Annotated in this window: 19 protein-coding genes; 12 read left to right on the plus strand and 7 right to left on the minus strand. The window is 66.2% G+C overall.

Annotated features, from left to right (window positions below):
- Nucleotides 1-343 (plus strand): hypothetical protein (locus tag AC1DVT_RS10010; protein WP_477388593.1); only part of this gene is annotated, 343 nt, incomplete at its 5' end.
- Nucleotides 344-601: 258 nt separating this feature from the next.
- Here AC1DVT_RS10010 and AC1DVT_RS10015 read toward each other — a convergent pair.
- From AC1DVT_RS10015 to AC1DVT_RS10035, 5 genes are all read right to left on the minus strand, one after another.
- Nucleotides 602-1,747, minus strand: a complete 1,146-nt coding sequence (locus AC1DVT_RS10015) for an alpha/beta hydrolase family protein (protein WP_477388595.1) — start codon at nt 1,745-1,747, stop codon at nt 602-604.
- Complete coding sequence (locus tag AC1DVT_RS10020) at nt 1,744-2,745, minus strand: hypothetical protein (protein ID WP_477388597.1); 1,002 nt, start codon at nt 2,743-2,745, stop codon at nt 1,744-1,746. Before AC1DVT_RS10020 ends, AC1DVT_RS10015 begins: the two co-directional genes overlap by 4 nt.
- Nucleotides 2,742-3,206 (minus strand): hypothetical protein, encoded by a 465-nt coding sequence (locus tag AC1DVT_RS10025; protein WP_477388599.1) that lies wholly within the window; start codon nt 3,204-3,206, stop codon nt 2,742-2,744. The genes AC1DVT_RS10020 and AC1DVT_RS10025 overlap by 4 nt, the downstream gene beginning before the upstream one ends.
- 63 nt (nt 3,207-3,269) lie before the next feature.
- Entirely contained in the window at nt 3,270-3,692 is a 423-nt protein-coding gene (locus tag AC1DVT_RS10030; protein ID WP_477388601.1) for a hypothetical protein, read from the minus strand.
- Nucleotides 3,693-3,958: 266 nt separating this feature from the next.
- The gene (locus tag AC1DVT_RS10035; protein ID WP_477388603.1) at nt 3,959-4,294 is read right to left on the minus strand and encodes a winged helix-turn-helix transcriptional regulator; all 336 of its coding nucleotides are present in this window, start codon (nt 4,292-4,294) and stop codon (nt 3,959-3,961) included.
- A gap of 200 nt (nt 4,295-4,494) precedes the next feature.
- Here AC1DVT_RS10035 and AC1DVT_RS10040 point away from each other — a divergent pair, with 200 nt between their 5' ends.
- The 11 genes from AC1DVT_RS10040 to AC1DVT_RS10090 are packed head-to-tail and all read left to right on the plus strand — an operon-like array spanning nt 4,495 to nt 15,210.
- A complete protein-coding gene (locus tag AC1DVT_RS10040) occupies nt 4,495-5,235 on the plus strand; it encodes a hypothetical protein (protein ID WP_477388605.1) in 741 nt (246 codons plus the stop codon).
- Nucleotide 5,236: 1 nt separating this feature from the next.
- Nucleotides 5,237-5,848 carry a M23 family metallopeptidase gene (locus tag AC1DVT_RS10045; protein WP_477388607.1) on the plus strand — a complete coding sequence of 204 codons (612 nt, stop codon included), beginning with the start codon at nt 5,237-5,239 and terminating at the stop codon, nt 5,846-5,848.
- Between the two features lie 22 nt (nt 5,849-5,870).
- On the plus strand, nt 5,871-6,170 hold the full coding sequence (locus AC1DVT_RS10050; RefSeq protein ID WP_457100695.1) for a hypothetical protein: 300 nt from the start codon (nt 5,871-5,873) through the stop codon (nt 6,168-6,170).
- A complete protein-coding gene (locus AC1DVT_RS10055; RefSeq protein ID WP_477388609.1) occupies nt 6,170-7,681 on the plus strand; it encodes a hypothetical protein in 1,512 nt (503 codons plus the stop codon). The genes AC1DVT_RS10050 and AC1DVT_RS10055 overlap by 1 nt, the downstream gene beginning before the upstream one ends.
- Entirely contained in the window at nt 7,678-9,168 is a 1,491-nt protein-coding gene (locus AC1DVT_RS10060; RefSeq protein WP_477388611.1) for an SCO6880 family protein, read from the plus strand. Before AC1DVT_RS10055 ends, AC1DVT_RS10060 begins: the two co-directional genes overlap by 4 nt.
- Nucleotides 9,168-10,769 (plus strand): hypothetical protein, encoded by a 1,602-nt coding sequence (locus tag AC1DVT_RS10065; RefSeq protein WP_477388613.1) that lies wholly within the window; start codon nt 9,168-9,170, stop codon nt 10,767-10,769. The genes AC1DVT_RS10060 and AC1DVT_RS10065 overlap by 1 nt, the downstream gene beginning before the upstream one ends.
- Nucleotides 10,766-12,043 (plus strand): MinD/ParA family ATP-binding protein, encoded by a 1,278-nt coding sequence (locus tag AC1DVT_RS10070; protein WP_477388615.1) that lies wholly within the window; start codon nt 10,766-10,768, stop codon nt 12,041-12,043. The genes AC1DVT_RS10065 and AC1DVT_RS10070 overlap by 4 nt, the downstream gene beginning before the upstream one ends.
- Nucleotides 12,044-12,055: 12 nt before the next feature.
- Entirely contained in the window at nt 12,056-13,861 is a 1,806-nt protein-coding gene (locus tag AC1DVT_RS10075; RefSeq protein ID WP_477388617.1) for a type IV secretory system conjugative DNA transfer family protein, read from the plus strand.
- Nucleotides 13,858-14,250, plus strand: coding sequence for a hypothetical protein (locus AC1DVT_RS10080; protein ID WP_477388619.1), 393 nt, complete (start codon nt 13,858-13,860; stop codon nt 14,248-14,250). Before AC1DVT_RS10075 ends, AC1DVT_RS10080 begins: the two co-directional genes overlap by 4 nt.
- Nucleotides 14,247-14,723, plus strand: a complete 477-nt coding sequence (locus AC1DVT_RS10085) for a hypothetical protein (protein ID WP_477388621.1) — start codon at nt 14,247-14,249, stop codon at nt 14,721-14,723. Before AC1DVT_RS10080 ends, AC1DVT_RS10085 begins: the two co-directional genes overlap by 4 nt.
- Nucleotides 14,724-14,757: 34 nt before the next feature.
- Nucleotides 14,758-15,210, plus strand: a complete 453-nt coding sequence (locus tag AC1DVT_RS10090) for a single-stranded DNA-binding protein (protein WP_457100687.1) — start codon at nt 14,758-14,760, stop codon at nt 15,208-15,210.
- A 665-nt stretch (nt 15,211-15,875) separates the two neighbouring features.
- Here AC1DVT_RS10090 and AC1DVT_RS10095 read toward each other — a convergent pair.
- A complete protein-coding gene (locus AC1DVT_RS10095) occupies nt 15,876-16,385 on the minus strand; it encodes a hypothetical protein (protein ID WP_457100686.1) in 510 nt (169 codons plus the stop codon).
- Nucleotides 16,382-16,905 (minus strand): hypothetical protein (locus AC1DVT_RS10100; RefSeq protein WP_477388623.1); only part of this gene is annotated, 524 nt, incomplete at its 5' end. The genes AC1DVT_RS10100 and AC1DVT_RS10095, both read right to left, overlap by 4 nt.

Raw genomic sequence — 16,905 nt, forward strand, 5'->3', positions numbered from 1 at the left:
CGCCGGCGACGCGCTCGAGTCACGGGAAGACGAGCTCGCGCGGTTGGTATCTGAGGTGATGGCCGTCAGCTACCGCCACGCTGGGGCTGTACGCCTTCTTGCATACGAGCCGCCGACAGTGGCAACGGTTGGTTTTCGAGACACTGTCAAGCGGAACGTTCCCGAACTGGACCGCCAGTGGCGCTCAACCCTCAATGCGCTCGCATCGACAGCCGGCGCCTCGCGGTCCGATGCGCGGATCGCTCGCTTCGCCCTGCAGTCCCTGTCCTTCGCCGCCTCGATAAACTTTCCGCGAGGGACCAACCCAGTCGAACTTGGATCGGAACTCTGGCTGGATTCTTGAACGCTCCGCGCTGATCCGTCATCGCGAATTAGTTCCCGGTGAGCTGACACGTCGTGCGGAAGCTCACGGTGTCGGACACGCTCGACACTTCGGAGCGAGCTCCGGTGACTCACATCTGTGAGCTCCTCCGCACCACGAACGGGACTGCTGCACGGATAGGTGACATCTGATCTGGCTCGCCCGGGAGGGTCGCCTGGCAGGATGTTGCGGTACCTACGCGTTACCCGAGCGAGTTCAGAGATGACCTAGTGCCCGGATTCACCTGGTCCGGCCGTCTAGCCATTCGCGGACGGCGGCCCGCCAACGCTCGGGATCCGAGTTCCATGCCATGGCGTGATCCGCATCGAAGGAGGCGAGACGGACAACGAGTGGCCGCTGGCCAGCCAGTCGGCTCGATGCGGCATGTGGTGAGGAAGTGTCGCCAGTGCCATGCAGCATAAGCGTCGGGACACGAAGCTCATCGGCGCGCGCGATCCAGTCGAAGCGGTCCAGGAGCACTTCAGACTCGAGCCCGACCACCCGCGCCAGCGCCCGAGACTGCAACCAAGGTCGAGCGAACACCCCGAACCACGCAGGCAACCCTGCCCGCGCGCAGTTCGTGTTGATCGTCGCCTGCCAATCCAGCACCGGCGATTCGAGCACCAGTCCATCGACGACGCCGAGGAACTCGGCATCCGCTGCCAACTGAAGTGCGATCGCGGCACCCATCGACCAGCCGAACAGCACGATCCGTCGCGCCCCGCGATCCAGCGCGTAGTGCACCGCCGCGCGAACGTCCTCCATCTCCGTCGCGCCGAGTGTGGAGCGACCCGTCCCCACTGTGGGACCTTCACCGTCATTCCGGTACGTCACGACGAGGGAGGTGAGTCCGCACTGTGCAGCGACCTCTACGCCGCGGAGCGTGCCGGCCCGGGGGCTGCCTAGCCCGTGGATGTGGATCGCCCACCGATCGCCCTCGCCCTCCGACGAAGGGATCAGCCACGCCGGCGCCGGCCCGACCGGCGTTTCCACGACGACATCCACCGTCTGGAGTCCTGCATCCGCCGGGTCCCGGTAGTAGATGCCGCTCCAAGAGAATCGGCTGCCCGCGCGCAACGCACCATCCGGCGTGGTCGACTCGACGAGACGGGTGACGCTATCCCCCGCCTCCGCCACAACCGATCCGACCCGCACCCATCCGCCGTCCTCGAGCCATAGGTTGTAGAGCCCCGGCGCCGAGGTCCGCGCAGTTCGGTCGAGAACCACCGCGTCGCGACCCTCGCGCCGAACTACGTCTCGGACGGTGAGGTCGAACATTCGTGCAGCGGTGGGCGCGGTCAGCCGACGGGCGATCACGAAACCGACCCCGGCGGCTCCGACAGCAGTGGCGTAAGCGCCGGCCGCAGCCGCGACGATCCACCTCAATGCGCTTCCTTCGATTGCCTGATGACAGGGCGCGGAGACACGTTTCGCCCCATCAGGTGCGCTTCCGCTTCCTCGAGCAGTTCACGCTCGGATGCGCTCAGTTCGAACGTGACACGAGGGTCGATAACGGCATCCCGGATCTCGACGACCTGCCGATGCAGCTGGGCGTCTGCGTCCTCGCCTCGGAACCCACCAGCCAGCTGCTGACTCATGCCCGGCCGCACAGCGTTGGCCCGGTGCCAGATCGGGGTTACGCGGGCGACGAGCCCGCGCGTGTTCGCCATCCGTGAGCGAGCCCGTGCCCAGCCGATCGCAGGCTGACCCGCCAACCCCGAACAGAGGAAGAGGAACGTCAAGAGGAAGAGCGGTCCATACGCGATCCCGAGCGTGGACATCAATGTGAGGTTCCCGGTGACGTGTGCGATATCCATGACGATGATCACAATCGCCAATGTGACGCCGATCAGGCTTCCGATAAGGAGCGAGACAGCTGGCAGCCGTGCTGCACCTGTACTGCGGCCGATCTGCCCAGCGGCGACGACCGCCATGGTGGTCATGATCGCACCGTCGTACGCGTACTGGACGATCGAATACGCCGCAGCCGCCGGCTGGGCGCCGTAGTCCAGCATGAAAGTCGTCGTCGTCGCGCCCCGATCGATAAGCGTGAACGCAACCACTGCGCCCCCGAGCGCAGCCGCGAGCACGGTCCGTCCGAGCGCGACTTTGATCACGCGCGGCGTGTACTCAGAGGCTTTGGCGACTCCTCGACCGAGGAAGAAGATCCCGATCATCAGGGCGAGGTCGGCGAGGAGCGTCACGATGTTCGCGCCGCCGAGCATGTGATCGACCCAGCTGTAGACGGCATCGACGTTGAGTGTCATCGCGACCGCGATCGTCACCGCAGAGTAGGTGATGCTGTGGTCGGTTCGGTCTCGACGCAAGATGAGCAGGCTCGCGACAAGCAGCCACATCAGGACGGAGACGAGGACCTGAATCAACCGAAGATCTCCAAGAACCTCGACTGGTGGAAGGCGCAACCGCGGATCGCGGCCGCGAGATGATCTGCCAGCGCCTCGGCGGCGATTTCATCCACCGTATCGAGATCCTTGCGGCTGAGGAGGCGACGGCGGGTCGATGGAGTGATGTCCGGCAGCAGCGAGTCTGGGGTCTCCAAACGATCGTCGCCGCCGTGCCCGAGGATCATGTGGGCCAGTTCATGCAAGACGAACTGCTGCCGGTGAAGCGTCGAGTCACTATGGGCGTGGAGGACGACATCCTCGGTTTCGGCTACCAACCACACCGCGCAGATGCCGTCGCGCTCATTCAGGTCCGCCAGTTCAACGATCCGCAGCGGGCGCCGTCTGCGTCGCTCAACCGCGCCGACGAGGTCGTCGAAAGAGAAGACATCCCCGAGGCGCAGCTCCGACCTGACCGTCGCTGCGATCGATTCAGTGTTCACGATGTCGTCACCTCCCTGCGGAAGCGCTGGCGATTTCTCCTTGATGGGCTCGCCTGGCTACTCCTACTTGTGAGTCATTTCCTCGTCCAGGAATCGGCTGATCGCCTGCAGCGCGTCTGGAGAGATATCTCCCAAGGTGCGCGCGGCGTACGACTTGACCTTCGCCGCCCTCATCGAGCGCACGAGGTTGAGCTGCGCAGCGACCTTTGCGGGCATCGCCCCACCCCCGTCTCCGACCAGGAAGGCGGCGTCTACGGCGAAGAACTCCGCCAAGGCCTCGAACAGGGGACGATCCTGCACGTAACGATGACCGTTGACCATGTAGGTCCATCGTGACCGGGAAAGATTGAGGCCGCGACTCTGCACAAAGGCCGCGATCTGGGAGTACGTAGGCTCAGTGCCTGTTTCGGCGATCGAGACATCCAGGAGCAGCCGAAGGCGCCTGGCCAAGTCCTCGGCGGCCGCCGTGCTCTCGTCCTCAGTCATTTCCATTACCGTTCTTCGCCCCCAGGCAACGCGAGGCGTCATCGATTGAGCATGCCCAACGTCGCCGTGGTGAAGGCTCACGATACCCGTTGATCATGCTCAAAACAACGGTTGCGCATCGGCGCACCGGAGTGCAAGGCTGGGCGCCACGCCGGTTTGRGCATGCTCAACGATCGAGCCCAGCGAACCCGGGTGTCCTCGAGGAGGGGTTCGACATGCGAGAGCCGAACGCTCGCCACGACCGCGCAATGGCGCGGCCGAGCAGGCTAGAACTCCCCCAGCACCTGCTCCAGGCGCATCACCATCTCGGTCACGCGAGCATCATCGACGATGTAKCGCACCCGCTGGCCTCTCATTGCGACGTCGCGCGGCGGATCCGCAATGATCAGACCGGCGTCGATCAGCTTCTCGATCCCATTGGCGATCGTCATCTTCGGAAGCTCGATCGCCTCGGCGATCTCGCCTCTCGTCAGGCCAGGATTCTTCCGCAGGTAACCGATGATGGTCGCCTGCATGATGTTCCCGAATGCCTTGATGGGATCCTCCGCGTAGTCACTGTTCGCGGGGCGGGCGTAGCGGGGCACCTGCCCAGTGTCGCGCACTGTTCAACGGTCGTCCAGATGACCGATTCAAAAAATGCTTCACAAACGGAGTGTAGCGTTATATGCTTCCCTCATGTCAAGGGATCGCACCGCTCCTCCCCTCCCCGGAGATTGGCGATGAAGCGCCTGCGGATGCCGCGGCTTTCAATTGGGCAGATCGCTCGATGCACGCCGGCAACGCTCGATATCCGGGCGGGCAGATGACCACTCCATCTCGAAACAAGAGCCGACGCGGGCTCGTCTGGGCGATCGCCGGCGGCGGGGTGCTCATCGTCGGAATGATCGCAATCGTCCTGACTGCGCTCTTCTCGCCGCAGTCCGCACCGAGAGCGACGCCCGCCACGACGTCGAGCCCCTCCTCGGTCGCCACAGCCACCACCTCCCCCGTGGACCAAGTGGTGGACTCCTCCGTCGCAGAGAAGGGGTGGGTGCCAGAGCCGATCACCACCGACCGAGACGCATACGCCCGCGCGGCGCTGACTGCGGCATCCACGTTCGACACCCAGAAGAGCAATCGCGACGACTGGCTTGCCTATCTCGACACCTGGTTCACGCCCGACATCCGGTACACCTCGGAGCAGGATCGCGAAGACGACATGCGCGCATCGCAGCTCGAGCTTCGCCAGGCCGTGGTGCTTCCGGAAGAAGAGTGGGACTCGCTCGCGAACGAAGACGGACGCGTGTCGGCAGCGGTGCCGGGCGACGTCACGTTCAGCGCTGTCCCCGATGACGTGTCAGGCGACATGAGCATCGGCACGGCGGATGTCACCCTCACCTATACCCGATCGGATAGCGACGGCGGTGAGACGTCGTATGACGAGACGGTGCGCGTGAGCGTCCAAGTTCTGTGCGGTAAGGGCTCGGTGCCTACTCCGGATTCAGCCCAGCAAGCAGGCGACTGCAAGGTGGTCCGATACTTCTCGGGGTCATTGGAGCCCTGACATGGGAGTCCCGGTCGCCGCAGCCGCAGCCCTCGCGAACACGAGGACGGGCCGCAAGATCGCAATCGGGGTTCTCCTCTTCGGCGTGCTTAGCAGCGCGCTCATCCTGACACCGCTCATCGCCGTACCCTTCGCGGTCGCGGGGCAATCTGCCGCCGCAGAGATCCAGACTCGCGGGGCCCCGATCGCGAGCGGCGACTGGGGATACCCCCTCGCCGGCTACTACTCGAAAGGCCGCGGCTTCGGATACCACCCCGTTCAGGGGTGCAGCTTCTGCTCGACTGACCACAAGGGGTACGACATGGCACAGGGATGCGGCGCCACGGTCTATGCCGCGGGACCAGGCAAGGTCATCACAGCAGGCTCCTTCCATGGCTACGGCAACGCCGTTCGCATCGACCACGGCGGCGGTCTCGTCACGCTTTACGGCCACATGCAGTGGAGCTCGCTCCGCGTCGCCGTCGGCGACGCCATTGCAGGCGGGACCGCCCTTGGCGCCGAGGGCAACACCGGACGTTCCTTCGGATGCCACCTGCACTTCGAGGTCCAGCAAGGCGGCACCCCTATTGACCCGCAGCCGTTCATGGCCGCACACGGCCTTCCGCTCAAGTGACGAACGAAACCGAGGAGCTGTCATGCAATTCACCCAGTCCATGCCGTCGGACGTCGACGTTCCCGACATTCAGCCAGACTTCTCGGCGCCGTTCTTCCAGGGCTTCCAAGTCGTCGCCTCGTACATCCTGGCCGGCGCAATGCTCGTCGTCCTGATCATGCTGATCATCGCCGGCGCCTCACTGGCGTTTCGAGGGCTCGCGTCGGACCGGGTCCGGACCTGGGCGGGCGAGAACATCCTCTGGATCTTCATCGCCGCCGCCGTCCTGGGTGCAGCATCGGGCCTCTTCCAGTGGTTCGTGAACTTCGACTTCGGATTCTGATGTCCACCTTCCGCTCACTGCTCGCCGGGGCCGCCGTCGGTCTCGGTCTGGCGGTGTGTGCGGTCGGTCCCGCGAGTGCCGCGGCCTCCGCGCCGCCGACAACGGCGGGGACAGCATCCGTCGCAGCAACGAACGCCACCCCAGTCACCGGCGAGCCGTGGTCGGCCCCCGCCTACCCTGTCGACTGCTCCCGCGTCGATGAGCAGATCACCTGCACGCCGCAGAACACCGCAGATATCAAGCCGCAGCAGTGCTTCATCAACGTGTTCGTCGATGGCGGCAAGGCGACAGTGTGCACAACGTACGAAGCGCACGTCCCGGCGATCAAGACGAGCGGAGGCAAGCCGCTTCTCGTCGATTACGGATGCTCGATCGGCGATGTCGTCTGCATCACGTTTGAGAACGCGGGCCGCGGTATGGCTTTGTCGGCAACGGCGATGATGTTCGCTGTCGCCCAGAACATGCGCTTCGACACATCGTCGGTACTGTGGTCCGCCGCGACGGCGGAGTGGTCGTTCTGGCATTGGGCGGTTCTCGCCGTGCTGTTCGGATCGATGGTGTGGGCGATCGGCGCGGCCATCGTTTCAGGCGATCGTGCCGAGCTGGTCGGTGCATTGATTCGCAGCTTCATCGCTTTCCCCGCCGTCGCGGTGTCGCTGTGGGCCACCGGCCACCTCCTCAACGCGGTCGACGACCTCACCTGGTATGTGATGAACCGTGACGGGCGGGACGGCCTGTTCGCCACGCTGCAGTCGGTGATGTGGGCCGGGGGCCAGGCGAACTACTTCTTCGCCTTCCTGATCCACGGCCTCCTGATGCTCGGAATGCTGCTCCTCATGCTCGTGTTCGCCTTCCGGAACATCGTGCTGGCCGCCCTGATCGCTGTAGGGCCGATCGCCTGGATGCTGTATCCCACCCGCTCCGTCGGGCCCCAGTGGGTCGTGCGCTACGTGTCGGCGGTCGTCGTTCTCCTGCTGACGGGTCCCTTGACGATCGGGTTCGTCACGCTGATCATCAACGGTCTCGCGAGCATCCACACGATCTGGGACCCGCAGTCGTGGCCTCTGCTCATCGGCCTAGTTCTCGTTGCCTTCGCCCCGTTCGCTCTCTTCGGCCTGTTCAGCTTCGTCGGCGCCGTCGCCGCGGACTCTGTCGGCTCGAGTGTGGGGTCCAGCGCGGGCCGCGCCACCTCGGGTGCTGCGCGCTCGGTCTCGCGCATCCCCAGCCGGATCGGCGCGACACCCGCCGGCGCACCGTCACGGTCTCCGCGCCCAGGCTCGCCCGGCACCTCGCCCGCCTCCGGCGGCTCCACTCCGAATGGCGGAGGCACGCGCGGTCCGGCAGGTTCATCCGGCCCGCCACGAACCCCTGGCACTCCCGGCTCCTCCGGCGCAGCATCCCCCACCGCTGCCCCGAAGCCCTCGGGCGCCACCAGCCCGGGCACGACCGCGACAAGGCAGCAAGCGCCGGCCGCGCCACCACGATCCCGCACTGAGAGGACAGCCCAATGACAACGCAGGATCTGGCCCGCCCGGTACGGCTCCCCCGCCGCTCACGGCAGGGCGTCGTGATGGGCATGGACCCCTGGCAGCTCACATGTATGGCGGTCGCCGCGGTCATCGTGCTCATCGCCGTGAATCGGTTCGGTCCTCCTGGGCTCCTCTACGCCGCGCCCCTCTACCTGCCGATCGGCGTGTTCGCGCTGGTGACCGTGCACGGCGACTCCGCTCCTCGCCAGGTCGGGCTTTGGCTCATGAAGCAGGTGCGCCACGCAATGGGCGCGACCAAGCAGGTCTACCGTCCCGAGCGCACCCAACTCGCGGGCACGCTGAACCTCCCCGGCATCCGCGCATCGATCCAGCTGTGGGATGTCGACGGCGTCGCGTGCATCTACAACCCGCACGACCACTCGGTGTCGGTGACCGCGGAGGTCGAGGTGCAGGGGTTCCTCATGAAGGACACCGCCGAGCGTTATGACCTCGCCCAGCAGTGGTCCCCGGTGCTCGCGTCGTTCACGCAGCGCCCAGGCATCAAGCGCGCAGTGCTCCAGGAGCGCACGGTGCCGACCACCATCCGCGCCGCGCGCGATCACTACGAGTCGGTCACGCTTCGCCGCGGGCTCGACCCTGACTCCGTTCTCGCCCGCAATTACGACGAGGTCATGAACAAGTCCGAGCCGTTCGCCGTGGCGCACCGCAACTACCTCACCTTCACGCTTGATCTCATCGCGCTCGGGCCGCAGCTGAGGTCGCTCGGCGGCGGGCAGGATGCCGTGAAGGCCCTGGCCTACCTCGAAGCGCGGAACCTCGGCGACGCCCTGCGCGCGGCACGCATGAGCGTGCGCCGGTGGCTGAACGCGCGGGATGTCGCGGCCCTGACGCGTGTGGGATTCGACCCCGAGTTCGCCTCCAATGTTCAGAACCGCGACGACGGGCACGCCGGCGTCGATCCGGTGGCGATCGGCCCGATGTATATGGAAGAGCCGCGCGGCAAGAATGGCATCGTCTACACCGACTCGGGCGTGCACACGACGATGTGGATCCACGAGTGGCCCCGCTCCGACACCGTGGTGGGCTTCGTCGAGCCGATCGTGTTCGCCCGCATGCCGTCCACTGGCGAGGCGATCACCCACATCTTCTCGATCGTCCTGACTCCGGTCTCGGTCAAGAAGGCGATGCGTCGCATCGAAGACGACAAGAAGGTGTGGCGCGGCAACGAGCGACTCCGCGCGAAGCGCGGTGTCGATGGCTCGGCTGCAGATGCTGCGGACTGGGATGCCCTCGAGCGCCAAGAAGAGGAGATCGTCGCGGGGCACGGCGAGTTCCGGTACGGCGCCTACCTCACCGTCACCGCTCCCGACGAGGAGCGGCTCGACCAGGCGATCGCCGGAATGCGGAACGCCCTCGCGCGCGCGGGCATGGAGCCGCAGATCCTGTACTGCCAGCAGGCGGAGGCGCTGATGGTCAACGTGCTGCCCATCGGACTGGGGATGAACTGATGGTCCGCCGCGTCGCCGTCTTCGAACCCGGAAACCTCACGAACCGCGAGAAGCGCGAACTCCGACACGAGCTCGCCCGCGCCCAAGACAACGAACGCCCGCCGAAGACGCGCCGCCGCGACCGGGCGCTCCCCGAGGCCGCAGTACACGGGCCGTTCGGCCCTGGGCTGACCGAAGGCGGGTACTGGAATCTCGCGCGTCCCAGCGTCCCGGCCCATCAGGCGACCTCACGGCAGATCGCGGGAATCTATCCGTTCGTGGCGGATGCCGGACTCGGTCACCGCGGCCCCATTCTGGGCGTCGACCTCAACGCCGACGCGCTCTGGCACTTCTCGCCGTGGGAGGCCTACGCCGACTCGACTGATCGCGGCACCTTCTCGACCAACATCCTTGTACTCGGCGCGTATCGCGCGGGCAAGTCCGCCACCGTGAAGACTCTCGTCACCCGCTCGCTCGCCTTCGGACACCAGGCCGTCGTGCCGTCCGACCCGAAGGGCGAGTGGGTGGCGGTCGCCGAGGCCGTGCCGGGCGGCGTAGTCATTCGGATCGGCGGCGGCAGCGCGGCACGCCTCAACCCGCTCGACCGCGGACCGCGACGTGCGGATGCCGACGACGAACAGGACGAGAAGATGGTGCGCCAGCGCCGCATCACAACGCTCGTCTCCGTCGTCGAGATGGCGCTCGGCTCGACCCGTCTGACGGCGGTCGAGCACGCGGCGATCCATGAAGCGCTGGAGCGCAGCATCCGGATCACCGCGGATCACCCGACGCTCCGCAGCGTCTACGAGCAGCTCGGCGCGATCGTCGAAGATGCCGGCACCGACTTCCGGCTGGCCGACGGAGCGGTGCAGCCGCGGTTCGTGTTGCGCCGGTTCGTCGACGGCGACCTGTCTGGCCTCTTCGAGGACGAGTCAACCGTCGCGTTCGACGCCGACGCGCCCATCGTGGTGGTAGACACGAGTGAACTGTTCTCGCGCAGTGAACTCGTCGCGCAGCTCACCCAGGTGTGCACGACGGCGTGGATCCAGGCAGTCGTCTCGGATCGCTCCGCCAAGCGGACGCGCTACCTGATCCGCGAAGAGGGCTGGCGCGACATGACCTCGCTCGCCGCGTTGCAGATGTTCCAGCAATGGCTCAAGCTCTCACGCCACTACGGCATCAGCAACATCGTGATCCTGCACAAGATGGGCGATCTGGATGCCGTCGGTGACGCCGGGTCGAAGGAACGCAACCTCGCCTACTCGATCGTCGGCGACATCGAGAACAAGTTCATCTTCCGCGCCAACCATCAAGAGGCCGCCGCCCTGCGCGAGCGCCTCAACATACCGGCGACCCACGTCGAAGATGCGCGTCGGCTGCGGATGGGCGTCTTCCTCGCCTACGTCGGCCAGTACGCGTACGCGGTCGACTGCTTCGCGACCTCGACGGCGTGGGAGTACGAGCTCTTCGCGACCGACAGCGCGCTACAGCACCACGAGGACGACGGGATGCTGCGCCTCTTTGATACCGCGGAACTCGACCGCTTCTGGCCAGACGACTCTCCCCCCGACGCCAGCCTCGAGGGCTGGCTCTCACCGCCCTGGAAGGAGGCACCCCAATGAGTCTCGACACCACGCCGCGCGCGTTCGCCTCGGTCACCGGTCCCACCGCGATGTTCACCACCCCGGATGGACTTGTCGAACCCCTCGCCGCAACGCCGGTCGCCGACATCCGTCAGATGATCCTGCGCCGCACTGCGGAAGAAGCGCGGCGCACCGGCATTCCGGTGGAACTCGTCACCACGGGCGACCGAGGCGAACATCACATGCTCATCGCCGCTGACGGCACGATCGCCTCGCCCGCGGCGAGCGCGGCTGCCATGCCGATCACCGAGCAACCACTGACCGCGAGCCCATCGCAACAAGGAGAGGAGGTGAACACCGAAGCTCCGGAGCACGAGCCGATCCGCAATCACCGTGCCCCGGAGCCTCCCCGGCGCCCATCGTTCATCGACACGGCGGCCCCGGCTGAGCAGACCGTCCGCGGGTGGCGGGCATTCTTCGCCCGTCTCGGGTTCGGACCGTCGCCTGCGGCGCTCGAGCGCCAGGCAAATGATCGGGCTGTGTCGCAGCAGTGGGCCGGATGCCGCACCATCGCGGTCGCGAACGGCAAGGGCGGAGTGGGCAAGACGATGACGACGGCCATGCTCGCCGCGGTGTTCGCCCGGCATGGTGGCGGCACCGTGCTCGCGTGGGACAACAACGACACCCGCGGCACTCTCGGCTGGCGCACCGAGCAGGGGCGCTACGACACGACGATCAAGGATCTGCTGCCCGCGGCATCCGACCTGCTCGCTCCCGGTGCGGGAGTCGCAGACATCGCACGATTCGTGCACCACCAGCCAGTCGACCGGTACGACGTGCTGCGCTCGAACCCCGAGCTGCTCGCCGTGCATCAGCGCATCCTCACCGCCGAGTTCGACCTGGTCATGCAGATCGCCGCCCGCTACTACCGTGTGGTCATCTTCGACTCGGGCAACGACGAGTCTGCGGAGCGCTGGCTGCGGATGGTCGACTCGTCATATCAGCTCGTCGTCCCTACGCTGGCCGCGCCGGAATCGGCCGAATCGGCGGCGCTCCTGCTCGACGCGCTTCGCGAGCGAGACGAACGGTCGCGATCGCTTGCCGACAACGCGGTGGTCGTCGTCACCGAGGCGGAGCCCAACGCGCGTTCCGCCAATCGCATCGCGGATGGCTTCGCCGGGCACGTCCGGGCAGTCGAGCGCATCCCGTTCGACCCTGCCCTCAAGTCGGGTCCGCTGCGTCTCGACGACCTCCGGCCGACCACTCGAGACGCATGGATCCGCGTCGCCGCATCCGCGGCGCGCGGCCTCTGAAAGGAGAAGGCCATGAGGCAGGGGATGCTCGGCAAGGGGATCGCGGCCCTCGTCGCCATCGCCGTCGTGTTCAACTTCGTGTTCTCGTTCATGGCGGAGTTCGTGACGTGGGTCGCCTGCGGGTCCCGTCCAACGGCGGAGAGCTTCTTCTCGGGGCTGTGGCTCGCGGTCACCGGCAGCTCGGCGGCGTACACCGCCCCGGCCGGGTGTGAGCTTCCCCGAGGGGCCATCATGATCGCCGATTACGTGGCGGTCGCCATGGTCGTGGCGCTCGCGGTCGCCGCGTACCTCGCCTACCGCCGCTACAAGGAATCGGATCGCGCATTCATCGCCGACCTGCTCTCACGGCCGGGCTTCGCGAACGCCGCCGAGGTCCGCGACGACTTGTCGGGAAAGGCCGTCTTGCGGCGCGCCGAGCAGCTTCGACCCGATGTCGTCCGCCCCAAGCCGACGGACGTCGGCTGGCGCGTCGGCCGCGCTCGCGGCACCGATGTGTTCGTCTCGATCGAAGACTCCGTAGTGCTCGAGGGGCCACCCCGCTCGGGCAAGGGCTTCCGTGTACTGATCTCCGCGATCCTGGATTGGTCGGGTCCGCTGATCACAACCTCCACGACGAACGACAACCTCACCGCCACGATGCGCATGCGTGAGCGGCGCGGCCAGGTGCACGTGTTCGACCCTCAGGAGCTGACCGGGGTGCGGCATCCGACACGCATCTCCCCCTTCGCCGGGTGCGAAGACCCGCTCGTTGCGGCACAGCGCGGCAACGCGATCGTCACCGGCACCGCGATCGGCGTCTCATCGACCAACGGCGAGTGGGCGCAAGCGGCCGGCGATGTGCTCGGCCAGCTGCTGCACGCCGCAGCCGTTGGCAACTGCTCGATCGACGACTTATACCGCTGGGGCACGAACCCGACCGTCGCGCAGAACGCTGCGGTCTCGATCCTGCGGACGGACGGCGCACCTGGCTGGGGTGACTCGCTGGACTCGACACTCTCGGCCGACATCAAGCTCGTCTCGTCCATCTGGTTCGGCGTCCGCGGCGCGGTGGCTCCGCTGGCGATTCCGCAGATTCGAGAAGCGCTCACGCCCCGCGCCGGCGACCGGGTCTTCGACCCGCACGATTTCCTCGACGACGCGAACACCCTGTATCTGATCGGCTCCGCGGCCGGAGCCGGCGCCATGGGCGGATTCATCGGCGCGCTTCTCGACGACGTCGTCGAGGTCGCCCGCTCGCGGGCCGTCTCGTCGCCGGGAGCGCGGTTGCAGCACCCGCTCGGTCTCATCCTCGACGAGATCGCGAACATGTTCCGCTGGGGCAATCTGCCGCGGATCATGGCCGACGGCGGTGGCCGCGGAATCTGCACGTTCATCGTGCTGCAGGCTTTGTCGCAGGCCGAGACGTCCTGGTCGCGCGCTGAGGCCGACACCATCTGGGCCGCAGCGACCGCAAAGGTGATCCTCGGCGGCGGCTCGAACGTGAGTCACCTTCGCGACATCGAAGCCATCCTCGGCAGCCGACAGCGCACGAGAACGCAGCGCTCGTGGTCGACGCGTGAGGCAGGACACTCCACCAGCGAGCATCACGAACGCCTGCCGCTGATGTCGGTCGACGAGATCCGACGGATGCCGCCGAGCGTCGGCCTGCTCGCCTACCGCAATCGCCGCAGCGCGCTTCTCGACCTAACCGGGTGGGACGAGCGCCGCGATGCCAGCGTCATCCAGGCCACGAAGCGCGCCATGGAACAGGACCAGCGGGAGGTCTTCCTCGACAGGACCCGGCTGACGCCCGAGCCCGAGGCGGTGAGCGAGGAATGAGTAACCGCCGCAAGCCCGTCACGCGCAATGCCTATCGGTCGGAGTTCCTGTCGTCGCCCGCATGGCTCGCGCGGCGCGCTCGATGGTTCCGGAAGCAAGAGCGTCTGGGACGCCCGCTGGCCTGTGCGGGATGCGGGCGGCCGGCAACCTCGAGCCAGCTCGAGCTGCACCACCTCGACTACAGCGGCGTGCGGTTCGCCGGCGGCACGTGGCGAGCGTTCGAACGTCACATCGACCTCGTGCCGCTGCATCGGTATTGCCATGGGATGCTTCACCAGATCATCGAGCACGATCGCGTGCTCGCCCACCACCGCGGGCGTCGCGTCGCCTCGACGATCGCCTTGAACATCGTCAGGCAGAAGCTGATCCGGCTTCGGGAGACGGCATGAACGAGCCCGAACTGACTCCCGAACAGATTGAGGCGATGGTCGCGGCGCAGCTCGCCGGACCGCCGATCCTCAGCCACCCCGATGAGCCGACCGGCGTGCCGCCCGTCGACTGGCGGCACCTCACGACGGAGGAATCGCGCAACGCATGGACGGAACTGCGTGAGTGGGTGGAGTGGTTCACCGTGCGGTACGACCTGTCGATCGGCATGGTGCCGCCGTGCTGGTGGAAGCATGGCGAACTCGTCGAGGAGCTGTCGGCCCTGCACATCCTGCACCAGGCATCCTTCGATAAGAACGACACAGGCTTCGGCCCCATCGGATGGCACGAACGCCTCGCCCAGGCCAAGGATCGGCTTCGCCGCGTCGGCTCGGGCTGCTCGAGCAAGCACGACTCGCTCAGGCCACGCTCGTGGACCGGCCAGACCGACGAGACCGAATGGGACGCGTGGATCGACCAGAACCACGCCGGCTGAGACACGACGTGTCTCCTGAAGGGAAGGAAGAAGGATGACGACCAGAATCCCGGTCACGATCGAGGGCAACCTCACCGGTGACCCCGAGCACGGCGCGAGCGAGTCGGGCAACGAGTACGCCCGGTTCACTGTCGCCGTCAACGACCGGCGTCTCAACGAGACAACGAACCGCTGGGAGGACGCGGGCACGGTGTTCCATCGCGTCGTGGTGTTCAACCAGCAGTCGCGCAATGTGGCGACCTCGCTCCGCAAGGGCGACGCCGTCATCGTCGCAGGTGACCTCCGGTTCGGCACCTACGCCGACAAGGAGACCGGTCAGACTCGCGAGACGCGCGACGTCGTCGCGGACAGTGTCGGCGCGTCGCTGAAGTATGCCGCGGTCGCCGTCGAGCGTTCCCCAAAAGCTAGCGGCCCCGTCGCGGAGAGATCCGCTACGGGGCCGGTAGCAGCGCCGGTCTCGTACACCGACGCCGGGATTGCTCGCTGACCCATCGCAACAGGAGAGCGGCGTGGGAGTCATGGTACTCCTGCGCCGCTCTTCGGTGTGATCGAGCGTCGCCGGCACGACCAGTCAGGTGATCCTGTAGCCGTCCGCGGTGGTCTGAATTGTCCGAGGTCCGCCCGCGGCCACGTAACGCCCAAGAACCGCGCCGCCGACTCGGATCACGCCAGAACGTTCCCTGTCCCCGTCAGTGTTTGGGGTCCACGACGCAACGTAGACGTCGCCGCCGAGCTCGACACGAATGCTCGCCTTCGTAGCTGGAAGGATCGATTTCGATGCCCGAGGGAGTCGAAGCTGGCCGGCCGCGAGGTCTTAGCCGTAACGTTCTGGGTGGGACGAACGATCGCCACGCGAGCGGGGAGTGCAACCTCGCCGAATGGGGCAGAACTCGTCATCGAGTCGAGGTCAGGTGCAGTGCTGTCGGCGTGCGCTTCGGCGCTTTCTGACCGAGTACGACCGCGACCGCTGGCACTCATCGCTCGGCTACACCTCACCAGCCGACCACCCTCGGCAATGTACCCATCAAATGGAAAACGACTCACACGGGGCCCGAATCTAGCGACGGGGCTGCCCCTTCGGATCGTTTGACCCCGTGCCATCGTTCGCCGGATGCCGCATTTCGTTTCGCAAGCGGGACGGGCCCAGACCAATTAATCGGCGGGATCATGCCCCGCTTCAGACTCTTCCCAAGACGAGAAGGGACGGTCGTCTCGTCCCAAGTAGTCCAGCACTAGAGCCGGCAATCCGAGGTTGGTCGTCAGCGTGCTCACCGATTGACGCACGTACGGATAGGCGATGAAGTACGCGTTCGTCTCGATCCATGCGGCAACAGCTGGCCAAGTGGTCTCGAGTTCTTCGATGACGTCGAAAGTCACCACGTGCGCGAGCTGAATCTTTGTCGGGGAACCCTCGCCATTTGATGGTGAGCATTCGACCGAATGAGAGAACCGCACAAGCACGCGATTCTGCTCGTCGAGGTGCCCAAGCTGCGGTTCTTCGACCTGCACGTGGACAGACATCTCTGGGCCGATGCTTCCGACTGGCCCGGCGTGAACCTCATCCAGCCGGACATCAACCACCTTCGTGGCGTCGATGATCCGCTGGACGTCCTGTGGCGCTACCTCTGGGCTGAATGTGGAGTTGATTGTGAGCAGCGTCACCGCTGCGCCATCCGACGGAGACTATGTTCGAGCGCAGAGCGCACTCCGGTCATCTGGCGTTGTTCTCGCCATTCCTCCAGCGGCACGACGTCCCGGAAGGTGGCCGAGATGGCCTTCGCGCGGGGAGCGGGTCGCGAGACGCGCTCCCAGCGCACGGTTGTCGCATCGGGATTCTTCATAAGGCAGTTGTCAATCTGAACTGCAACAGCTTCGGTCGGTTGCCGCTCCCCAAGTGCCATCCCCCGCGAGGCGTCGAGCCAAACAAGAACTTCTCCCCATGCCCAAGCGTGTTTGTTTCCGCTGACTGTGGCAAACGGCACTGGAAAGTCCGTCTCTAGGCTCCACTTGCGCACCGCCTCTCGGCTGACGCCCACCCGAGTCGCAATATCAGACGTCGAAACAAGGTCGCGGTCAACTCGGACTGCCACAAAGCCGGGTACTGCAGTCTCTAGGGCTCGGACGACATCCAAAACCTCGGCCGGCGCGTTCTGCTCGCGTACCTCAAACGAGACCGTTATGC

This window comes from Microbacterium sp. P2_F9 (assembly GCF_056403635.1).